At 66.0% G+C, this 17,514-nt stretch carries 20 protein-coding genes; 3 read left to right on the top strand and 17 right to left on the bottom strand.

Going from position 1 to position 17,514, the window contains the following annotated elements:
* Window positions 1-2: 2 nt before the first annotated feature.
* From lepB to AC6LJ5_RS22510, 15 genes are all read right to left on the bottom strand, one after another.
* Window positions 3-887 (bottom strand): signal peptidase I, encoded by an 885-nt coding sequence (lepB, locus tag AC6LJ5_RS22440; RefSeq protein WP_103273144.1) that lies wholly within the window; start codon window positions 885-887, stop codon window positions 3-5.
* Between the two features lie 23 nt (window positions 888-910).
* A complete protein-coding gene (gene lepA / locus AC6LJ5_RS22445) occupies window positions 911-2,704 on the bottom strand; it encodes a translation elongation factor 4 (RefSeq protein ID WP_103273143.1) in 1,794 nt (597 codons plus the stop codon).
* 182 nt (window positions 2,705-2,886) lie between these two features.
* The gene (locus AC6LJ5_RS22450; RefSeq protein WP_498141668.1) at window positions 2,887-4,311 is read right to left on the bottom strand and encodes a DegQ family serine endoprotease; all 1,425 of its coding nucleotides are present in this window, start codon (window positions 4,309-4,311) and stop codon (window positions 2,887-2,889) included.
* Between the two features lie 65 nt (window positions 4,312-4,376).
* Window positions 4,377-5,450: a MucB/RseB C-terminal domain-containing protein gene (locus tag AC6LJ5_RS22455; RefSeq protein WP_498141666.1), complete on the bottom strand. Its 1,074-nt coding sequence runs from the start codon at window positions 5,448-5,450 to the stop codon at window positions 4,377-4,379.
* Window positions 5,450-5,956 (bottom strand): sigma-E factor negative regulatory protein, encoded by a 507-nt coding sequence (locus tag AC6LJ5_RS22460; RefSeq protein ID WP_103273140.1) that lies wholly within the window; start codon window positions 5,954-5,956, stop codon window positions 5,450-5,452. Before AC6LJ5_RS22460 ends, AC6LJ5_RS22455 begins: the two co-directional genes overlap by 1 nt.
* Window positions 5,957-5,968: 12 nt before the next feature.
* Window positions 5,969-6,568 (bottom strand): RNA polymerase sigma factor RpoE, encoded by a 600-nt coding sequence (gene rpoE / locus AC6LJ5_RS22465; protein WP_103273139.1) that lies wholly within the window; start codon window positions 6,566-6,568, stop codon window positions 5,969-5,971.
* On the bottom strand, window positions 6,565-7,026 hold the full coding sequence (locus AC6LJ5_RS22470; RefSeq protein ID WP_498141667.1) for a hypothetical protein: 462 nt from the start codon (window positions 7,024-7,026) through the stop codon (window positions 6,565-6,567). Before AC6LJ5_RS22470 ends, rpoE begins: the two co-directional genes overlap by 4 nt.
* A gap of 31 nt (window positions 7,027-7,057) precedes the next feature.
* Entirely contained in the window at window positions 7,058-8,287 is a 1,230-nt protein-coding gene (gene fabF / locus AC6LJ5_RS22475; protein ID WP_103273138.1) for a beta-ketoacyl-ACP synthase II, read from the bottom strand.
* Between the two features lie 189 nt (window positions 8,288-8,476).
* On the bottom strand, window positions 8,477-8,716 hold the full coding sequence (acpP, locus tag AC6LJ5_RS22480; RefSeq protein ID WP_003813816.1) for an acyl carrier protein: 240 nt from the start codon (window positions 8,714-8,716) through the stop codon (window positions 8,477-8,479).
* Window positions 8,717-8,910: 194 nt separating this feature from the next.
* Window positions 8,911-9,660: a 3-oxoacyl-ACP reductase FabG gene (gene fabG / locus AC6LJ5_RS22485; protein WP_103273137.1), complete on the bottom strand. Its 750-nt coding sequence runs from the start codon at window positions 9,658-9,660 to the stop codon at window positions 8,911-8,913.
* Window positions 9,661-9,665: 5 nt separating this feature from the next.
* Window positions 9,666-10,601 (bottom strand): ACP S-malonyltransferase, encoded by a 936-nt coding sequence (gene fabD, locus AC6LJ5_RS22490; protein WP_392410128.1) that lies wholly within the window; start codon window positions 10,599-10,601, stop codon window positions 9,666-9,668.
* Window positions 10,602-10,692: 91 nt separating this feature from the next.
* Window positions 10,693-11,679: a beta-ketoacyl-ACP synthase III gene (locus AC6LJ5_RS22495; protein WP_103273136.1), complete on the bottom strand. Its 987-nt coding sequence runs from the start codon at window positions 11,677-11,679 to the stop codon at window positions 10,693-10,695.
* Window positions 11,679-12,746: a phosphate acyltransferase PlsX gene (gene plsX, locus AC6LJ5_RS22500; RefSeq protein ID WP_103273135.1), complete on the bottom strand. Its 1,068-nt coding sequence runs from the start codon at window positions 12,744-12,746 to the stop codon at window positions 11,679-11,681. Before plsX ends, AC6LJ5_RS22495 begins: the two co-directional genes overlap by 1 nt.
* A 59-nt stretch (window positions 12,747-12,805) precedes the next feature.
* Window positions 12,806-12,988, bottom strand: coding sequence for a 50S ribosomal protein L32 (gene rpmF, locus AC6LJ5_RS22505; RefSeq protein WP_006389284.1), 183 nt, complete (start codon window positions 12,986-12,988; stop codon window positions 12,806-12,808).
* A 52-nt stretch (window positions 12,989-13,040) separates the two neighbouring features.
* Window positions 13,041-13,724 carry a YceD family protein gene (locus AC6LJ5_RS22510; RefSeq protein ID WP_392410129.1) on the bottom strand — a complete coding sequence of 228 codons (684 nt, stop codon included), beginning with the start codon at window positions 13,722-13,724 and terminating at the stop codon, window positions 13,041-13,043.
* 104 nt (window positions 13,725-13,828) lie between these two features.
* Here AC6LJ5_RS22510 and AC6LJ5_RS22515 point away from each other — a divergent pair, with 104 nt between their 5' ends.
* The 3 genes from AC6LJ5_RS22515 to AC6LJ5_RS22525 are packed head-to-tail and all read left to right on the top strand — an operon-like array spanning window position 13,829 to window position 15,926.
* Window positions 13,829-14,431 (top strand): Maf-like protein, encoded by a 603-nt coding sequence (locus AC6LJ5_RS22515; protein ID WP_103273134.1) that lies wholly within the window; start codon window positions 13,829-13,831, stop codon window positions 14,429-14,431.
* Window positions 14,428-15,138 carry an SAM-dependent methyltransferase gene (locus tag AC6LJ5_RS22520; RefSeq protein ID WP_103273133.1) on the top strand — a complete coding sequence of 237 codons (711 nt, stop codon included), beginning with the start codon at window positions 14,428-14,430 and terminating at the stop codon, window positions 15,136-15,138. The genes AC6LJ5_RS22515 and AC6LJ5_RS22520 overlap by 4 nt, the downstream gene beginning before the upstream one ends.
* Before the next feature lie 2 nt (window positions 15,139-15,140).
* Complete coding sequence (locus AC6LJ5_RS22525; protein ID WP_103273132.1) at window positions 15,141-15,926, top strand: N-acetylmuramoyl-L-alanine amidase; 786 nt, start codon at window positions 15,141-15,143, stop codon at window positions 15,924-15,926.
* Between the two features lie 55 nt (window positions 15,927-15,981).
* Here AC6LJ5_RS22525 and msrQ read toward each other — a convergent pair whose 3' ends face one another.
* Both msrQ and msrP read right to left on the bottom strand, forming a co-directional pair.
* Window positions 15,982-16,527: a protein-methionine-sulfoxide reductase heme-binding subunit MsrQ gene (gene msrQ / locus AC6LJ5_RS22530; protein WP_498141669.1), complete on the bottom strand. Its 546-nt coding sequence runs from the start codon at window positions 16,525-16,527 to the stop codon at window positions 15,982-15,984.
* Between the two features lie 139 nt (window positions 16,528-16,666).
* Window positions 16,667-17,482 (bottom strand): protein-methionine-sulfoxide reductase catalytic subunit MsrP, encoded by an 816-nt coding sequence (gene msrP, locus AC6LJ5_RS22535; RefSeq protein ID WP_498141670.1) that lies wholly within the window; start codon window positions 17,480-17,482, stop codon window positions 16,667-16,669.
* Between the last annotated feature and the right edge of the window lie 32 nt (window positions 17,483-17,514).

A 17,514-nucleotide genomic window follows, 5' to 3' on the forward strand; every position in this document is an offset into this window, starting at 1 on the left:
AATCAGTTGAATCGGCCGATGCGGCTCAGATCGCTGAAATTCATCCAGATGAAGAACGCCTTGCCGACGATGTTGGCTTCGGGAACGAAGCCCCAATACCGGCTGTCAGCGCTGTTGTCCCGATTATCGCCCATGGCGAAATACTGCCCCTCGGGTACTTTGCAGCGTACTCCATTGCGGCTGTATTGGCAGTTCCCGAGGTTGGGAAACGGATACTGCGGCCCGAGTTCCTGCATTTTTCCCTCATCGAGCAGTATCTTATGCTCAACGTCGCCCAATTTCTCTTTATATTGTGCGATATAAGAGACACGATCAGGCTCGAAATAGTCGCCGTCCCGCACATGCGTCACCAATTCGCCATTGATGTACAGCTTCTTGTCCAGATAAGCGACCTCGTCGCCCGGCAGGCCGACCACGCGCTTGATGTAGTCCACATCCGGATCCACCGGATAACGGAACACGAACACGTCGCCGCGCTGCGGCTTGCCGATATCGACGACCTTCTTGTCGAGGACAGGCAGGCGCAGGCCATAGCTGAATTTATTCACCAGGATCAGGTCGCCGGATTGCAGCGTGGGCAGCATCGAGCCCGACGGAATGCGGAACGGCTCGACCACGAACGAGCGCAGCATGAACACGAACAGGATCACGGGAAAGAAACTGACCGCGTATTCGATCCACCACGGCATGCGCCGCGCCTCTTCGCCGGCTTCACGCCGCAGGCGCTCGGCTTCCTGCGCGTCGCCGATCACGGCCGCGTCATATTGGGCCATGGCGGCCTGGGCGCGGCTTTCGCGCCCCCGGCGCAGCACGGCCAGGTCGAGCACCCAGATTGCGCCGGTCAGGACCAGCAGCACGAACAGGATCAGGGCAAAGTTCCAACTCATCAGCTAACCGCCTTATTCGGGTTCTATTTGTCTTCCACCTGCAGGATGGCCAGGAAGGCCTCTTGCGGAATCTCGACGCTGCCGACCTGCTTCATGCGCTTCTTGCCGGCCTTCTGCTTTTCGAGCAGCTTCTTCTTGCGGGAGATGTCGCCGCCATAGCACTTGGCCAGCACGTTCTTGCGCAGCGCCTTGACGTTCTCGCGCGCAATGATCTCGGCGCCGATGGCGGCCTGGATCACCACGTCGAACATCTGGCGCGGAATCAGTCCGCGCATGCGCGTCACCACGTCGCGGGCGCGATGGCGGGCGTTGCTGCGGTGGACGATCACGGCCAGCGCGTCGACGCGGTCGTTGTTGATCAGCAGGTCCACGCGCACCACGTCGGCCGAGCGGTACTCCAGGAACTCATAGTCCATCGAGGCGTAGCCGCGCGACACCGACTTGAGCTTGTCGAAGAAGTCCAGCACGATCTCGGCCAGCGGGATCTCGTACACCAGGTGCACCTGGCGGCCGTGATAGCTCATGTTGACCTGCACGCCGCGCTTGTTGTTGCACAGCGTCATGACCGGACCGACGTAGTCCTGCGGCATGAACAGCGTGACCTTCACGATCGGCTCGCGGATATCGGCGATCTTGCCCACTTCCGGCATGCGCGACGGGCTTTCGACGGTGATGATCGAACCGTCGCGCTGCTCGACTTCGTACACCACCGACGGCGCGGTGGTGATGATGTCCATGTCGAATTCGCGTTCCAGGCGCTCCTGCACGATTTCCATGTGCAGCAGGCCCAGGAAGCCGCAGCGAAAACCAAAGCCCAGCGCCTGCGACACTTCCGGCTCGAACATCAGCGCGGCGTCGTTCAGCTTGAGCTTTTCCAGCGAATCGCGCAGCTGGTCGTATTCCGAGCTTTCGACCGGGTACAGGCCGGCGAACACCTGCGGCTTGACTTCCTTGAAGCCCGGCAGCGGCGCGGCGGCCGGCTTGTTGGCCAGCGTCACCGTGTCGCCGACCTTGGCGTCTTCGAGCTGCTTGATGCCGGCGATGATGAAGCCCACCTCGCCCGCCGACAGGTGCGGGCGCTGCTGCGACTTCGGCGTGAACACGCCGGTCTGCTCGCACAGGTGGGTGGCGCCGGAGGCCATCAGCAGGATCTTGTCCTTGGGCTTGAGCACGCCGTTGACGATGCGCACCAGCATCACCACGCCCACGTAGTTGTCGAACCACGAGTCGATGATCAGCGCCTGCAGCGGCGCCTCGGGATCCCCCTTGGGCGCCGGCACGCGGGCCACGATGGATTCCAGGATCTCGTCGATGCCCATGCCGGTCTTGGCGCTGGCCAGCACGGCCTGCGAGGCGTCGATGCCGATCACGTCCTCGACTTCCTGGCGCGCGCCTTCGGGATCGGCCTGCGGCAGGTCCATCTTGTTCAGCACCGGCATCACTTCCACGCCCAGCTCGATGGCGGTGTAGCAGTTGGCCACGGTCTGCGCCTCGACTCCTTGGGAGGCGTCCACCACCAGCAGCGCGCCCTCGCAGGCGGACAGCGAACGGCTGACTTCATACGAGAAGTCGACGTGTCCCGGGGTGTCGATGAGGTTCAGGTTGTAGACCTTGCCGTCCTGCGCCTTGTAATGCAGGGCGGCCGTCTGGGCCTTGATGGTGATGCCGCGCTCGCGTTCGATTTCCATGGAATCGAGCACCTGCGCGGACATTTCGCGATCCGCCAATCCGCCGCAGCGTTGGATCAGGCGATCGGCCAGGGTCGATTTGCCGTGATCGATGTGGGCGATGATGGAGAAGTTGCGAATATGCTGCATGCTTGAGTTTAAAAGGGACGGAACACTCGGCACAGAACGCTCAGCGCCTGGCCGGAAGACACCGCCGCCGGAATACGCACGGCTGACGAGATGCGCCCTGGGGCGGCTGGCCCTGGGCAAAAACGAGGGGGCGCCATGCGCCCCCTCTTGCGGCAACCAGGCATTTTAGCCGGTCTTGGACCTTATTTGGACGCGGGCACCGCCACCCATTGTGTCTGCTCGCCGCGACGGACCAGCAGGCCCACCGCGCGCGCCTTGTCCAGCTTGGCGACCAGCTCGCCGAACTGCTTGGCGCCGGTGACGTCGGTGTCGTTCAGAGCCAACACGATGTCGCCTTCCTGCAATCCGGCCTTGGCCGCCGCGCCCTCGGCGATCTTGACCTGCACGCCGCCCTTGATGCGCAGCTTGCGCTGCACCTCGGCCGGCACGTCGACCACGCCCAGACCCAGCGCGTTGGTCACATCCGGGGGAGGCGCCGCGCCCTTCTTGGCGCCGCCGCCCTTCTCGGCCGGGATTTCACCGACCTTGACCGGCAGCGTGATCGTCTTGCCCTTGCGCCAGACTTCCAGGTCGGCGCTCGTGCCCGGCTTGGTTTCGCCGACGATGCGCGGCAGATCGGACCAGCGCTTGATGGTTTCGCCGTTGAACTTCAGGATCACGTCGCCCGGCTGCACGCCGGCCTTGTCGGCCGGACCGTCCGCCTCGACGCTGCTGACCAGGGCGCCTTCGGCCTTGGGCAGGCCGATGGCCTCGGCCACATCCTTGCCAACCTCGCCGATCTGCACGCCGACGCGGCCACGGGTCACCTTGCCGGTGGCGCGCAGCTGGTCGACCACGCGCATGGCCTCGTCGATGGGGATCGCCAGCGAAATGCCCATGAAGCCGCCGCTGCGCGAGATGATCTGCGAGTTGATGCCGACCGCTTCGCCATCGAGATTGATCAGCGGACCTCCGGAGTTGCCCGGGTTGACCGCCACGTCCGTCTGGATGAAGGGCAGGTACTCGCCGGTATCGCGGCCGATGGCGCTGACGATGCCGGACGTGACGGTGGAATCCAGGCCGAACGGCGAGCCGATGGCCAGCACCCACTGCCCCTTCTTGAGCTTCTTGGGATCGCCGATGACCAGCGGCGTCATGCCCTTGGCCTCGACCTTGATCAGGGCGACGTCGGTGCGCTCGTCCGTGCCGATGACCTTGGCCTTGAATTCGCGGCCGTCGGTCAGCGTGACGTAGATGTCGGTCGCGTCGACAACCACGTGGTTATTGGTGAGGATGTAGCCGTCTTCGGAGATGAAGAAGCCCGATCCCACGCCGCGCGGCACGGTGCGCTCTTCAGGCTGCGAAGGCTGCGGACGCTGCCTCGGCGTGGGCGACTGCTGACCCGGCGGCTGGAAATCCGGCCCGAAGAACCAGCGGAACAATTCGTAGGGATCGTTGCCGCCGCCCATCCCCGGACCGCGCACCGGCACGGTGGCGGTGGTGCGGATGTTGACGACGGCGGGGTCGGCTTTCTCGACGATGGTCGTGAAATCCGGCAAGGCCACCGTCGGCGTTTGCGCCAAGGAGGCCGGCGCATAGGCGGTGGACATCAACAGGCCCGCAACCATGGCCGCCAGCAGGCGCCGGAATTGCAGGTTCGACCCCAACATTGTTTTCATAGATTGCTCCGAAATTACTGCTTGCCCGTGGCCGGGGCGGCGGCGGGCACGTACTCCGTGCCCTGGGCCAATTGTTCGAGCGTGGTCAGCGGCACCTCGCCCACGGCCGTCAACCAGAAATCGGCGATGCGCGTGCCGTAGACCGTGATCGAGCCGCGCTGCGCCGCGCCATGAGGCGGCGTATGGCCGCGCAGGCTGTCGTAGGGCTCGATGAAGACCGAGATCGCCGCCAGGCCATCCGACAGCACCACCTGGCTGACGGTGCTGGAGCGCCCCATCGAGCGCGCCACCTGCATTATCACGGTGAAACCCTCGGGAGCGGGAATGCGCCAGCCCTGGGCAGCCAGGTCGACCTGTTTCATGGACGGTTCGAGCACCTTCCAATCGCGGGTATTCCAGCGCGAGGCCAGCGATTGCGGATCGACCTCGGATCCCAGGCGCAGGGACGTGAAGGACACCTGTTCGACCACGCCTCGGGCGGCGTTCAGCGTCTGCGCCTTCAGCAGCAGATTGGTTTCGACATCCGCACAGAGGCGATAGCCGTAGCGCAGCTTGTCCACGGGCTCGATGGTGATCAGGCGGCATTCACGCCCCGCCACCCGGTGCAGCGCGGATTCCGCGCGGATCCGGTAGTGCTTGGACAGATTGGCGGGATCGCCCAGCAGCAGACCCGGAAAACGGTCGCCGCGGCGACGCTCGATCAGCACCGTCTTGCGCTCGGGGATCAGGCACTGCACATCTTCGTTATGGCGCAGATATTCGCGCGGCTGGCCGTCCAGGATTTCCAGGCGCTCGCGCTCGCCGGTGCCGTCCAGCACATGGACCAGACGGGAGGACTGGATGGTCTCGCCCTGCTGATACATGAAAACGCCCGCGTAGTCCTGCTTGCGGGCCGCCTGCTGGATGCGCGACAGCAACTGCACCATATCCTCGGGCGCGGCGGCGGGCGTGACGTCGGCCGCGCGAGCGGGTTCGTGGGCAGCGAGAAATGCAGCGAACAGCGTGGCGGCGAACCAGGCGGCCCGATGAGCCGGCCAGGTAGCGGCGCGGCCCAGGGCCGGCCAGCGTGTCGGAAGCACCAAGGCCATCAGCGGCCCGCCCCGGCATCGAAGGACACCTGGCGCACGGCGCTGGGGCCGGCCATCTGCCGATGTGCTTCGAGATAATCACGCAGGCTCGCGTCTTCGGTGCCGACGCCCGCGCTGGCGTCGGCCAGCACGCGGGTCTCGGCGCCCGGCGAGCCGCCGGACAGATAGGGTTGGGCCACCCAGGCCACGGTGGCGACGGCGGCGGCCACGGCCAGGCCGGACAGTCCCATGCGCAAGGGCGAACGGCGCCGGGGCGCCGCGACGATGGGCAATTCGGCGTCCAGCGCGCGCGCCAGGCGGGCCTGGAAGGCGGCGCTGGGCGTCAGGGCCAGATCGGAATTGCGCAGGGCATCGCCGATCAGATGATAGGTATCCCAGGTCTGCTGCCCTTCCCGGGTCAACAGGCCTGCGAGGACATCGTCGGATTCTTCTCCGTCCATCCAGGCGGAAACCGACTCTTCCCAGGAAGACTCGGCGATCACGACGGACTTGGCTGCTGTTTGCATGACTGCGACTCCTTACCAGCGACGCTCGGCATCGGTGCCTAGCAATGGGCGCAACTTTGCGGCGATGGCTTCGCGCGCGCGGAAAATACGCGAGCGCACCGTGCCGATCGGGCAGTCCATGCTCTGGGCGATGTCTTCGTAACTCATACCTTCGATTTCACGCAGGACGATTGCGGTGCGCAATTCCTCGGGCAATTGCTCGATAGCCGCGTTGACCGTTTGGGCGATCTCGCGGCTGGCAACCATCGACTCCGGCGTGCTTATGTCGGTTAGGTTCTCGGTTTCGTTAAAAGTTTCACCGTCTTCCGTTTCTATCGCATTGGGCGCGCTGGGACGGCGTCCCTGGGACGCCAGCCAGTTTCTCGCCGTATTGATGGCGATGCGATACAACCAGGTGTAAAAGGCGCTCTCGCCTCGGAATTGGGGCAAGGCGCGGTAGGCCTTGATGAAGGCCTCCTGCGCCACATCCTCGATTTCCGACGGATCGCGGATCATTCGCGCCAGCAGGCGCAAAATCTTGCGCTGGTACTTCAAGACCAGCAGATCAAAGGCTTTCTTGTCGCCGCGCTGGACGCGGGCGACGAGTTCTGCGTCGACTTCGCGTTCGCTCATTGGGCCTCCCGCGGCGCGGCAGGCGCGGCTGCGCGCGGTTCGGCCTGCGCCAGCAGGCACAGGCGACGCCAGGCATCGGGCCTCAGGGCCCGCCGCCAGACGGTAAAGGTGTAGTTGCTGCGAGTAAAGGCCATACTCCCGGAGGGCAAGGGCTGCAGGGTGAGCGTAAGCCACGCCGGCCCCCTGCTCCAACGCAGCAGGCCGGCGTCGCGCCAGCCCGACGGCAGCCGCAATTGCCAGCGGCCGCCCTCAGGGGAGGCTCGCAGCGCGGATACCGGGGACAGGCCGCCACGCAGCGAGTGTAACAGCCCCGCCAAGAGCGCCAGCGCCGCGAGCGCGGCGCCGGCGGCCGGCCGGCCCAGCCAGGCCGCCGACAGCAGCACGGATGCCGCCGCCACGGCGACGGCCAGGCCGGCGAGCGCGGACGCGGCACGAGGCCGCGTCACCACGGCAAGCACGGCCCGGCGCCCGCGCGCGGGAACTTCCAAGTCAGACCCGGCGAACGGCCATCGAGCCGTTGGTGCCGCCGAAACCGAAGGAGTTCGACAGCCCCACGTCGATCTTCATTTGCCGCGCCTCGTTGGCGCAGTAATCCAGATCGCATTCCGGATCCTGATTGAAGATATTGATCGTGGGAGGCGACACCTGGTTGTACACGGCCAGCGTGGTGAACACGGCTTCGATCCCGCCCGCGGCGCCCAACAAGTGCCCGGTCATGGACTTGGTCGAGTTGACCACCAGCTTCTTGGCGTGATCGCCGAAAGCCAGTTTCAGCGCCTCGGACTCGTTCTTGTCGCCCAGCGGCGTGGACGTGCCGTGCGCGTTGACGTACTGAATGTCGTCAAGATTGAGGCCGCCGTTGCGCAGCGCATTGAGAATGCCGCGGCGCGGGCCGTCCTTGTCGGGAGCCGTGATGTGGTGCGCGTCCGAACTCATGCCGTAGCCAGCGAATTCGCCATAAATGCGCGCGCCGCGCTTCTTGGCGTGTTCGTACTCTTCCAGCACCAGCACGCCGGCGCCCTCGCCCAGCACGAAGCCGTCGCGGTCGCGGTCCCAGGGACGCGAAGCGGTCGTGGGATCGTCGTTGCGCGTCGACAGGGCGCGCATGGCGGCGAAGCCGCCGATGCCCAGCGGAGACACGGTCGATTCGGCGCCGCCCGCCAGCATGACATCCGCATCGCCATACTCGATCAAGCGCGCGGCATCGCCGATGGAATGCAGGCCGGTGGTGCAGGCAGACACGACGGCGTAGCTCGGACCCTTCATGCCGTACGTGATGGAGATATGACCGGAGATCAGGTTGATCAGGGAACCCGGCACGAAGAACGGGGAAATACGGCGCGGACCCTTGGCCAGATATTCGACCTGGGTTTCCTCGATACGCGGCAGTCCGCCGATGCCCGAACCCACGATCACGCCGATGCGTTCGGCGTTGGCTTCGGTGACTTCCAATCCGCAGTCGCGCCATGCCTGCATGCCCGCGGCCAGGCCGTAATGGATGAAGGTATCCATCTGGCGGGCTTCTTTGGACGAGATATAGGTGCTGATGTCGAAGTCTTTGACTTCGCCTGCGATATGGGTGGTGATGGCCGAGGGATCGAAACGGCTGATGCGGCTGATGCCAGAACGTCCGTTGACGATATTGTCCCAAGCGGTGGTGATGTCGTTGCCCACGGGCGAAACGATACCAAGGCCGGTGATGACGACACGTCGCTTCACGGATGACTCCTCAAACAGACAAAAGAAAGGCGGTTTTCGGGATGCGCTGCGCGCGTGGCGCTCGCGACTACGGGCCAGGCTGCGACACCTGCCCCGCGTGCGAACCACGCGGCATTTTCCTGAAACCGCCCCGATTCCCGGCCGGTCCCGAAAAGACGTTTCGGGCCGCCGGAAAGGTATAGGCTGAGCTTACTGCTTGCCGTGCGAATTGATGTAATCAATCGCTTGTTGCACGGTCGTGATCTTTTCGGCCTCTTCGTCGGGGATCTCGGTCTCGAATTCGTCTTCGAGCGCCATGACCAGTTCGACCATGTCGAGCGAATCGGCACCGAGGTCGTCAAGGAAGGAGGATTCGTTCTTGATCTCGGCTTCGTTCACGCCAAGTTGTTCAGCGACGATCTTCTTGACGCGCTGTTCGATGCTTTCCATGCAGATCTCCAAATGGGAAAAATCCCGCGAATTATAGCCAAGCGCAGAGTAAAGCAACGCCCGGCCGTGACAAAATTACATCGCCCACTGATCTGTCGCCGAGATGGCGCAGGAAGCCGGTGTGCGATGCATCCAATGTGAACCGCGCGCCGGGCCCCCAGCCTGCCGGTGGCCCGATATGCGCGTTTCGCGACTTATTGCATGTACATCCCGCCGTTGACGTGCAGGGTGGTGCCGGTAATGTAACCCGCTTGCGGGCCGGACAAAAATGCGACCGCGTGCGCGATGTCGGCAGGCGCGCCCAGGCGGCCCAGCGGAATCTGCTGCAGCAGCGCCGCCGTCTGGGTTTCGCCCAGCGCGCGCGTCATGTCGGTATCGATGAAACCCGGCGCCACGCAGTTCACGGTGATGTTGCGGCTGCCCAGCTCGCGCGCCAGCGCGCGCGCCATGCCGGCCACGCCCGCCTTGGCGGCCGCGTAGTTGGCCTGACCGGGATTGCCCGACGAGCCCACCACCGAGGTCACGTTGATAATGCGTCCCCAGCGGGCCTTCATCATGTTGCGCAGCACGCCGCGCGACAGGCGGAAGACCGAGGCCAGGTTGGTGTCGATGACCGCCGACCAGTCGTCGTCTTTCATGCGCATTGCCAGCGTATCGCGGGTGATGCCGGCATTATTGACGAGGATGTGGGGACCACCGCTTTCCTTGCCCAGCGCGTCGATGAGCGCGTCGCAGGCTTCGGCATTAGTCACGTCCAGCACGACACCACGGCCGCCGAACGGTGCCAGCGCCTCGGTGATGGCGGCGGCGCCCGACTCGGAGGTAGCGGTGCCGACCACGACGGCGCCACGCGCCGCCAGTTCCAGGGCGATGGCGCGGCCGATGCCGCGCGTGGCGCCGGTCACCAGGGCGGTCTTGCCCTGCAGTTCAGTGGAGTAGTCCATGTCTTTCAGTTTCCGTTGACCGCGGCCAGCGCGGCGTCCAGGGAAGCCGGATCGGTGATGGCCAGGCCGGTGAGTTCAGGGTCGATGCGCTTGGTCAGGCCGGCGAGCACCTTGCCGGGACCGCATTCGATGACGTGCGTGACGCCCTGCGCCTTCATGGCGCGCAGCGTTTCCACCCAACGCACAGGATGCCACGCCTGACGCACCAACGCATCGCGGATAGCCCCCGGTTCGACGGGCGAGGCCACGTCGACGTTGTTGATCACCGGGATCTGCGGCGCCGACACGTTCACGGCGGCCAGCGCCGTCGCCAGCACATCGGCGGCGGGCTTGAGCAGGCTGGAGTGGAACGGCGCCGACACCGGCAGCAGCAGCGCGCGCTTGGCGCCGGCGGCCTTGGCCAGCTCACAGGCGCGCTCGACGGCGGCCTTGTGGCCGGCGATCACGACCTGGGCGGGCGCATTGAAATTCACGGCCTCCACGACCTCGCCCTGGGCGGCCGAGGCGCAGGCGGCGCGCACGGCGTCGTCGTCCAGGCCCAGGATGGCGGCCATGGCGCCGGTGCCCACGGGCACGGCGGCCTGCATGGCGTCGGCGCGCACGCGCACCAGGCGCACGGCGTCTTCCAGCGCCAGCGAGCCGGCGGCGGTCAGCGCGGCATACTCGCCCAGGCTATGACCGGCCACCACATCGGGCTTGCGGCCGCCTGCGGCCAGCCAGGCGTTGTAGAACGCCACGCCCGCGGTCAGCATGGCCGGCTGGGTGTTGGTGGTCAGATTGAGCTGTTCGACCGGCCCCTGCGCGATCAGCGCGGCCAGATCCTGACCCAGGGCGGCCGAAGCGCGCGCCACGGAATCGGTGACGGCGGCCACGCCCGACCAGGCGTCCAGCATGCCGACGGCTTGAGAGCCCTGGCCAGGAAAGACAAAAGCGATTTTCATGGTCATGGTTAAGCGTGTGGATGAATTCGAGTCTGTGGGAGCGGCGGGCGATCGCGGCGGCGACTTGCGCCGCCTCGCGCACACCCGCCTGTTACATGCGGGCGAGCACCGAGCCCCAGGTGAACCCGCCGCCCACGCCTTGCATCAGGATGAGCTGGCCGGGCTTGACGCGGCCGTCGCGGCGCGCGGCATCCAGCGCCAGGGGCACGCTGGCCGCGGAGGTATTGGCATGCTGGTCGACGGTGATGACGACCTTCTCGGTCGGCACGCTGAGCTTGCGCGCCAGGAAATTCAGGATGCGGACGTTGGCCTGGTGCGGAATCAGCCAGTCGACCTCGCTGACGTCAACGCCGGCCTCGGCGCAGGTGTCGCGGGCGGAGCGGTCCAGCACCGTGACGGCCTGCTTGAAGACGGCCTGGCCGTCCATGCGCAGGAAGGGGTCGCCAGTGACGCTGCCGTAGGCGACGTTGCCTTCGGCGCTGAGGATCTTGGTCTGCGAGCCATCGGCATGCAGCTGGGCGGCCAGGATGCCGGGCTTGTCGGAAGCCTTGAGGATCACGGCGCCGGCGCCGTCGCCGAACAGCACGCAGGTCTTGCGGTCGTTCCAGTCCAGGATGCGCGAGAACACCTCGGCGCCGATGACCAGCGCGCAGCGCGCGCGGCCGGCGCGGATGAAGCTGTCGGCGGTGGTCAGCGCGTAGACGAAGCCGCTGCACACGGCCTGCACGTCGAAGGCGGCGGAGCCCTTGGCGCCCAGGTTGGCCTGGACCAGACAGGCGGTACTGGGAAACACGAAGTCCGGCGTGGAGGTCGCCAGGACGATGAGATCGATTTCGGACGCCTCGACGCCGGCGTCGGCCATGGCGCGGCGCGCCGCCTCGGTGGCCAGCTGGCTGGTGGTGACACCGCGTTCAGCGAGATGGCGCTGGCGGATGCCGGTGCGCTCGACGATCCACTCGTCGGAAGTGGCGATATCGCGCGTCGCCAGCTCGGCGGCCAGCGCGTCATTCGAAACCACGCGTTCCGGCAGGAAGCTGCCGGTGCCCGCGATCACGGAATATTTCATTGCGGTATCCATCAAGCGATGTCCCCGGCCGCGTTCGGCGCGGGCGCGGAAGCGCCGTCGCCAGACTGAACGCGCCTGGTGATCTGGGCGACCGTCTGCGCGGTGCGCTCCAGCAGTTTACTCACGACGGCTTCGCGGGCGCGCTGCAGGGCGAAACCGAAGGCATAGGCGTCCGCCGAACCGTGGCTCTTGATCACGACGCCACGCAAGCCCAGCAAGGCGGCGCCGTTGTAGCGGCGATTGTCGACGCGGTTGCGCAGGCGGTTGAGCACCGGCTTGGCCAGCGCGCCCGCCAGGAGCGTGATGAGGTTGCGTTTGAATTCCTCGCGGATGACGCTGGACAGCATCTTGGCCAGCCCTTCTACGGACTTGAGCACGACGTTGCCGACGAAGCCGTCGCAGACCACCACGTCGACGGTGCCCTTGAAGATGTCATTGCCTTCCACGTTGCCGTAGAAGTTCAACGGGCTGGAGCGCAGGAGCTCAGCGGCTTCCTTGACGACCTCGTTGCCCTTGATGACTTCCTCGCCGATGTTGAGCAGCCCCACCGTGGGGTTGTCGCGGTGGTCCACCGCCTGCGTCAGCGCGGCGCCCATGATGGCGAATTGCAGCAGGTGCTCGGCCGTGCAGTCCACGTTCGCCCCCAGATCCAGCACCGTGGTGGCGCGACCGGTCTGGTTCGGAATGGACGTGGCGATCGCCGGGCGGTCGATGCCGTCCAGCGTCTTGAGCACGTAGCGGGAAATGGCCATCCAGGCGCCGGTGTTGCCCGCGGAAACGCAGGCGTCGGCGCGCCCGTCCTTGACGGACTGGGCGGCCAGGCGCATAGAGGAGTCTTTCTTGCGGCGCAGGGCGACTTCGACGGGGTCGTCCATCGTGACGACTTCGGAAGCCGCGACGATCTCAAGGCGATCACGGTCTACGCCGCGATGCTCGGAGAGCGCCGCTTCGATGGCGTCGGGAAGCCCGACCAGCAATAGCCGGGTATCCGGAAATTGCCGGGCGAACTCGATCGCGGCCGGAATCGTGACGGGCAGACCGAAGTCTCCGCCCATGCAGTCTATGGCGATGCGTATCACGGGGGCCAGGTATCAGCGCTCAGCCGAAATGGTCCGGGTACGAGTTCGGCCCGGGGGCCTTATTCGTCGGCCTTGGTCTTCAGGACCTTGCGGCCACGATAGAAGCCGTTGGGGCTGATGTGGTGACGCAGGTGCGTTTCGCCGGTGGTCGGCTCGATAGCCGTCGACGGGTTCACCAGAAAATCATGCGAACGGTGCATACCGCGCTTGGACGGGGACTTCTTGTTTTGTTGAACAGCCATGATGACTCCTAGAAACGGGGCGCATTGTACGCGATGCGGCCCGATGTTGATCTCAATCTTTGTGCTTCAGTTGTTCCAGCACCGCAAACGGCGACGGACGCTTGACAACGGGCTCTTGGGAAGCATCGCCGTCATTGGCCTGCGCGCCCGGGCATACATCATGCTTGGGCACATACGGAACGCTCAGAATGAGCTCATCCTCGATCTGGGCCAACAGATCGAAATGATGCGACCCCACCACCTTTTCGGGTTGATCGGGCGCAAAACCTTGTCCTTCTTCGCCGTCATCGTCTTCGTCGTCCTCGCCGTCTCCCTGCCCTGAGGCGGAAAACCCATCGTCGAGATCGTCTTCGGACTTGACCAGATGCAGCAGCGTCTGGCTATCGACCGGATAAGCGAACGGCGCATTGCAGCGCTGGCAAATCACAAGCGGATTGGCCTGCACGTGCAGGTGCAGCAGCGGCTCGCCGGCGAGCAAGCCGGACTTGCCTTGTTCGCCGCGCACCGACCAGGTCACCAGACCCGCTGCACCGGCGGGCTGCTCAGGCAGCCCATCGGTAAAACGCGTCAGGCGCACCAGCGGCACCGTACCCTGCGCTTCCTTGCCCAACCGGGCAAACGCGAAGGCATCGATGCGATCCACACCGCCATTATTCTTGCCGCCCGCACCCTTGGCACGGCCGCCATTGCCGCCATTCTTGCCGTCAGCGCCACCGCTATCGCCCGAGCCAGGCATGCGCTTGGCGTCCTTGGTCTCGTCGCTCATGAGGTGATGTTCCTGCAAAAATGCCGCAAAACGTTAGATAATACTGTGACTTACGTACTAGCGTCAAATTCCGCATGCCCTCACAGCCTCGCCTGATTCTTGCTTCAAGCTCCCGTTACCGCAAGGAACTGCTTTCCCGCCTGCGCCTGCCCTTCATCGCGATTTCCCCCGATGTGGACGAAACGCCACACCCCGGCGAAACGCCGGAAGCGCTGGCGCTGCGCCTGTCCGTCGCCAAGGCCCAGGCGGTGGTATCCGCTCACCCCGGCTGCGTCGTGATCGGCTCGGACCAGGTTGCCACGGTGGACGGGCAACCCATCGGCAAACCAGGAGATTTCGAGCGCGCCCGGGTTCAACTGCGGGCGCTGGCCGGCCAGACCGTCGAATTCCACAGCGCGCTGGCCGTTACCGACGGCGTGCGGACCGAAAAGGCGGATATCGTCACCCGCTGCCGCTTCCGCCCCCTGTCCGATCAGGCGATCGACGCCTATCTGCGGGCGGAAGAACCCTACGATACCGCAGGCAGCGCCAAGGCGGAAAGCCTGGGCATCGCCCTGATGGAGAGCATCCAGAGCGACGACCCGACCGCCATCATCGGGCTGCCCCTGATCGCGCTGACCAGCATGCTGGCGCGCTTCGGCCTGGATCCGCTGGCCGCACCCGGAGCCGCGGCATGAGCGGCGCGCTGCACCTGATTCCCGTCGGCCTGGGCGAAGCGGCGCCGGAGCGCTGGCTGCCGGCCGAGGTCCGCGCCCTGGCGGGCAGGCTGGATACCTATATCGCCGAGAACGCCAAGACCGCCCGCGCCTTCCTGAAGCTGGTCGGCACCGAGCGTCCTCTGCAGGAAATCACGATCCATACGCTGAGCGACAAGGCAGACGATGGACAGATCCAGTCCTGGCTGCAAAGCGCCCGTCAAGGCGGTGAAATCGGACTGGTTTCCGAGGCCGGCTGCCCCGCCGTCGCCGACCCCGGCGCCAAGGTCGTGGCCGCCGCCCACCGCCTGGGCATCGCGGTGCGACCCTGGGTCGGCCCCTCCTCCATCCTGCTGGGACTGATGGCCAGCGGCCTGGACGGGCAGCGCTTCGCCTTCCACGGCTATGCGCCGGTGGACGCGGGCGAGCGAGCCAAGCAGCTGCGCGCCTGGGAGCAGCATTCCGCCCGCCACGACCAGACCCAGCTGCTGATCGAAACCCCCTACCGCAACGCCGCCATGTACGCCACGCTGCTGGCCAGCCTCAAGGGCGACACCCGGCTGTGCGTGGCGCGGTCCCTCACCACCAGCGATGAATGGGTGGCCACCCACACCATCGCCGAGTGGAAGAAACTGCCCGCCCCTCAGCTCGACAAGCTGCCCACCCTGTTCCTGTTCCTGGCCCGCTGACCATGCTGCGACTTTCCCTCATCCTGGCCGCCGCGGCGGCCCTGGCGGGCTGCGCCACGCGCGGCCCCGCCGGCCTGGACCTGGACACCTCGGTAAACGCCGTCAGCCAGAGCAGCCGCGTGCGCGCCATCGTGATCCACTACACCACCGAAGACGACGCGCGCTCCATGCAGTTGCTATCCAAGGGCAAGGTCAGCGCGCACTACCTGCTGAGCCCCGCGGGCCGCGCCCACCGCCTGGTCGACGAAACGCGCGCCGCCTGGCACGCCGGCAACAGCTCTTGGTATGGCATCACAGCCATGAACAGCACGTCCATCGGCATCGAACTGGTCAACGCCGGCTGGACCCAGGGCGCGGACGGCGGCCGCGTCTGGCACGCCTATGACGACCGCCAGATCCGCGCCCTGACCATCCTGGTGCGCGACCTGATCCAGCGCCATGGCGTCGCGCCGGAGAATGTGGTGGGCCACAGCGACATCGCGCCGCAGCGCAAGGTGGATCCCGGCCCGCTGTTCCCGTGGAAGCAGCTGGCGGCCGCCGGCATCGGCCGCTGGTACGACGAGGCCGGCGCGGCGGCGCAGCTTGCGCGCCTGCAGGCCGAGCCGCTGCCCGCGCCCGCATGGTTCCAGCAGCAGCTGCAACGCCTGGGCTACGCCAGCCCGCAAACGGGCACGCTAGACCGCGCCACCATCAACGTGCTGGCGGCCTTCCAGATGCATTACCGCCCGGCGCGCTACGACGGCCAACCCGACGCTGAAACCGCGGCAATCATGATGGCGATGCCCTGAGCCCCGGCTCAGCCGCCGCGGCAGACCCCGCGCGGCGGCCGGCCGCCGCCCGCGCTCAGGAACGACGCCGCCACCAGGCGGCCACCCGCCAGCCCAGCAGCACCGCCAGCACGGCGGCGTAGATCATGGGTTGTTCCAGGTCGTTCTTGCCCGCCTTGTGCCACCAGTAGTGCAACACCGCCAGCAGGCCGATGGCGTACACCGCCCGGTGCAGGCGCTGCCAGCGTTTGCCCAGCCTGCGCATGGCCCACTGCGTGGACGTGGCCGCCAGCGCCGCCATCAGCACAAAGGCGACAAAGCCCACGGTGATGAAGGGCCGCTCCCCGATATCGGCCAGCATCTGCGCAGGGTCGAATCCCCGGTCCCACCAGACCCAGGCCATGAAATGCAGGAAGCCGTAGAAAAAGGCAAACAGCCCGCACATGCGGCGCAGCCGCACCAGCGCCGGCTGCCCGGTCAGGCGGCGCAAGGGCGTGATGGACAGCGTGACCAGCAGGCAGACCAGCGTCCAGGTGCCGGACGAACGGGTCAGGAACTCCACCGGATTGGCCGTCAGGCCATTGTTCAGCCCCAGCCAGATCCAGCGGGCGAAAGGCGTCATTCCCAACAGAAACAGCGCGGGCTTGACGCGCCCGACCGCAAGCGCCGACCACTGGACCTTGGGCGTAGCGGCATCGCGACGCGTTTCGGCCGCCGTGGAAGCGTGGGGAGCGGGCGCGCCGGTCCGGGCCATGCGCGCCTCAGTAATTGGCCTTCAGGTCCATGCCCTGGTAAAGGGCCGCGACCTGATCCGCATAGCCATTGAACGGCAGCGTCTTGCGCTTCGGACTGAACAGGCCGTCCTCGCCGATGCGCCGCTCGCTGGCCTGACTCCAGCGCGGATGCGGCACGGCCGGGTTCACATTGGCGTAGAAGCCATACTCCTGCGGCGCGGCCTTGATCCAGGAAGACACCGGCTGCTTTTCGACCAGCCGGATCTTGACCAGCGATTTGGCCGATTTGAAGCCGTACTTCCACGGCACCGCCAGCCGCAAAGGCGCCCCGTTCTGATTGGGCAGGACCTTGCCGTACAGGCCGAACACCAGCATGGCCAGCGGGTGCATGGCTTCGTCGATGCGCAGGCCTTCCACATATGGCCAGTCCAGCACCGCCGCACGCACGCCCGGCATGTTGTCGCGCTGCACGACGGTCACGAACTCGACGTACTTCGCATTGGTGGTCGGCTCAACCTGTTTGAGCAGGGCGGAAAGCGAATAGCCCACCCAAGGAATGACCATGGACCAGCCTTCGACACAGCGCAACCGGTAGACCCGCTCTTCCATGGGCGCGAGCTTGAGCAGTTCTTCGATATCGAAGGTGCGCGGCTTGCCGACCTCGCCTTCGACGCTCACCGTCCAGGGGCGCGTCTGCAACTTGCCCGCATGGGCCGCCGGGTCGCTCTTGTCCAGGCCGAATTCATAGTAGTTGTTGTAGGACGTGATATCAGACAGCGACGTCTGCTTGTCCATGACGCTCAGGGGGCTTGCCTGCCCGGGCAGCACGGCCGGCTCGCCCACGGGCGCATTCGCGGCCCAGGCGCGGCCCGCCC

It is taken from the genome of Achromobacter sp. 1011791174 (assembly GCF_059760925.1).

Excerpts from the sequence above, each read along its gene's own strand:
- AC6LJ5_RS22450 (WP_498141668.1), bottom strand. The coding sequence starts at position 4,311 with ATGGTTGCGGGCCTGTTGATGTCCACCGCCTATGCGCCGGCCTCCTTG.
- AC6LJ5_RS22495 (WP_103273136.1), bottom strand. The coding sequence starts at position 11,679 with ATGGATACCGCAATGAAATATTCCGTGATCGCGGGCACCGGCAGCTTC.
- rpmF (WP_006389284.1), bottom strand. The coding sequence starts at position 12,988 with ATGGCTGTTCAACAAAACAAGAAGTCCCCGTCCAAGCGCGGTATGCAC.
- AC6LJ5_RS22460 (WP_103273140.1), bottom strand. The coding sequence starts at position 5,956 with ATGCAAACAGCAGCCAAGTCCGTCGTGATCGCCGAGTCTTCCTGGGAA.
- lepB (WP_103273144.1), bottom strand. The coding sequence starts at position 887 with ATGAGTTGGAACTTTGCCCTGATCCTGTTCGTGCTGCTGGTCCTGACC.
- AC6LJ5_RS22515 (WP_103273134.1), top strand. The coding sequence starts at position 13,829 with ATGCCCTCACAGCCTCGCCTGATTCTTGCTTCAAGCTCCCGTTACCGC.
- fabD (WP_392410128.1), bottom strand. The coding sequence starts at position 10,601 with ATGAAAATCGCTTTTGTCTTTCCTGGCCAGGGCTCTCAAGCCGTCGGC.
- rpoE (WP_103273139.1), bottom strand. The coding sequence starts at position 6,568 with ATGAGCGAACGCGAAGTCGACGCAGAACTCGTCGCCCGCGTCCAGCGC.
- AC6LJ5_RS22455 (WP_498141666.1), bottom strand. The coding sequence starts at position 5,450 with ATGGCCTTGGTGCTTCCGACACGCTGGCCGGCCCTGGGCCGCGCCGCT.
- lepA (WP_103273143.1), bottom strand. The coding sequence starts at position 2,704 with ATGCAGCATATTCGCAACTTCTCCATCATCGCCCACATCGATCACGGC.
- AC6LJ5_RS22520 (WP_103273133.1), top strand. The coding sequence starts at position 14,428 with ATGAGCGGCGCGCTGCACCTGATTCCCGTCGGCCTGGGCGAAGCGGCG.
- msrQ (WP_498141669.1), bottom strand. The coding sequence starts at position 16,527 with ATGACGCCTTTCGCCCGCTGGATCTGGCTGGGGCTGAACAATGGCCTG.
- acpP (WP_003813816.1), bottom strand. The coding sequence starts at position 8,716 with ATGGAAAGCATCGAACAGCGCGTCAAGAAGATCGTCGCTGAACAACTT.
- AC6LJ5_RS22525 (WP_103273132.1), top strand. The coding sequence starts at position 15,141 with ATGCTGCGACTTTCCCTCATCCTGGCCGCCGCGGCGGCCCTGGCGGGC.
- AC6LJ5_RS22510 (WP_392410129.1), bottom strand. The coding sequence starts at position 13,724 with ATGCCTGGCTCGGGCGATAGCGGTGGCGCTGACGGCAAGAATGGCGGC.
- fabG (WP_103273137.1), bottom strand. The coding sequence starts at position 9,660 with ATGGACTACTCCACTGAACTGCAGGGCAAGACCGCCCTGGTGACCGGC.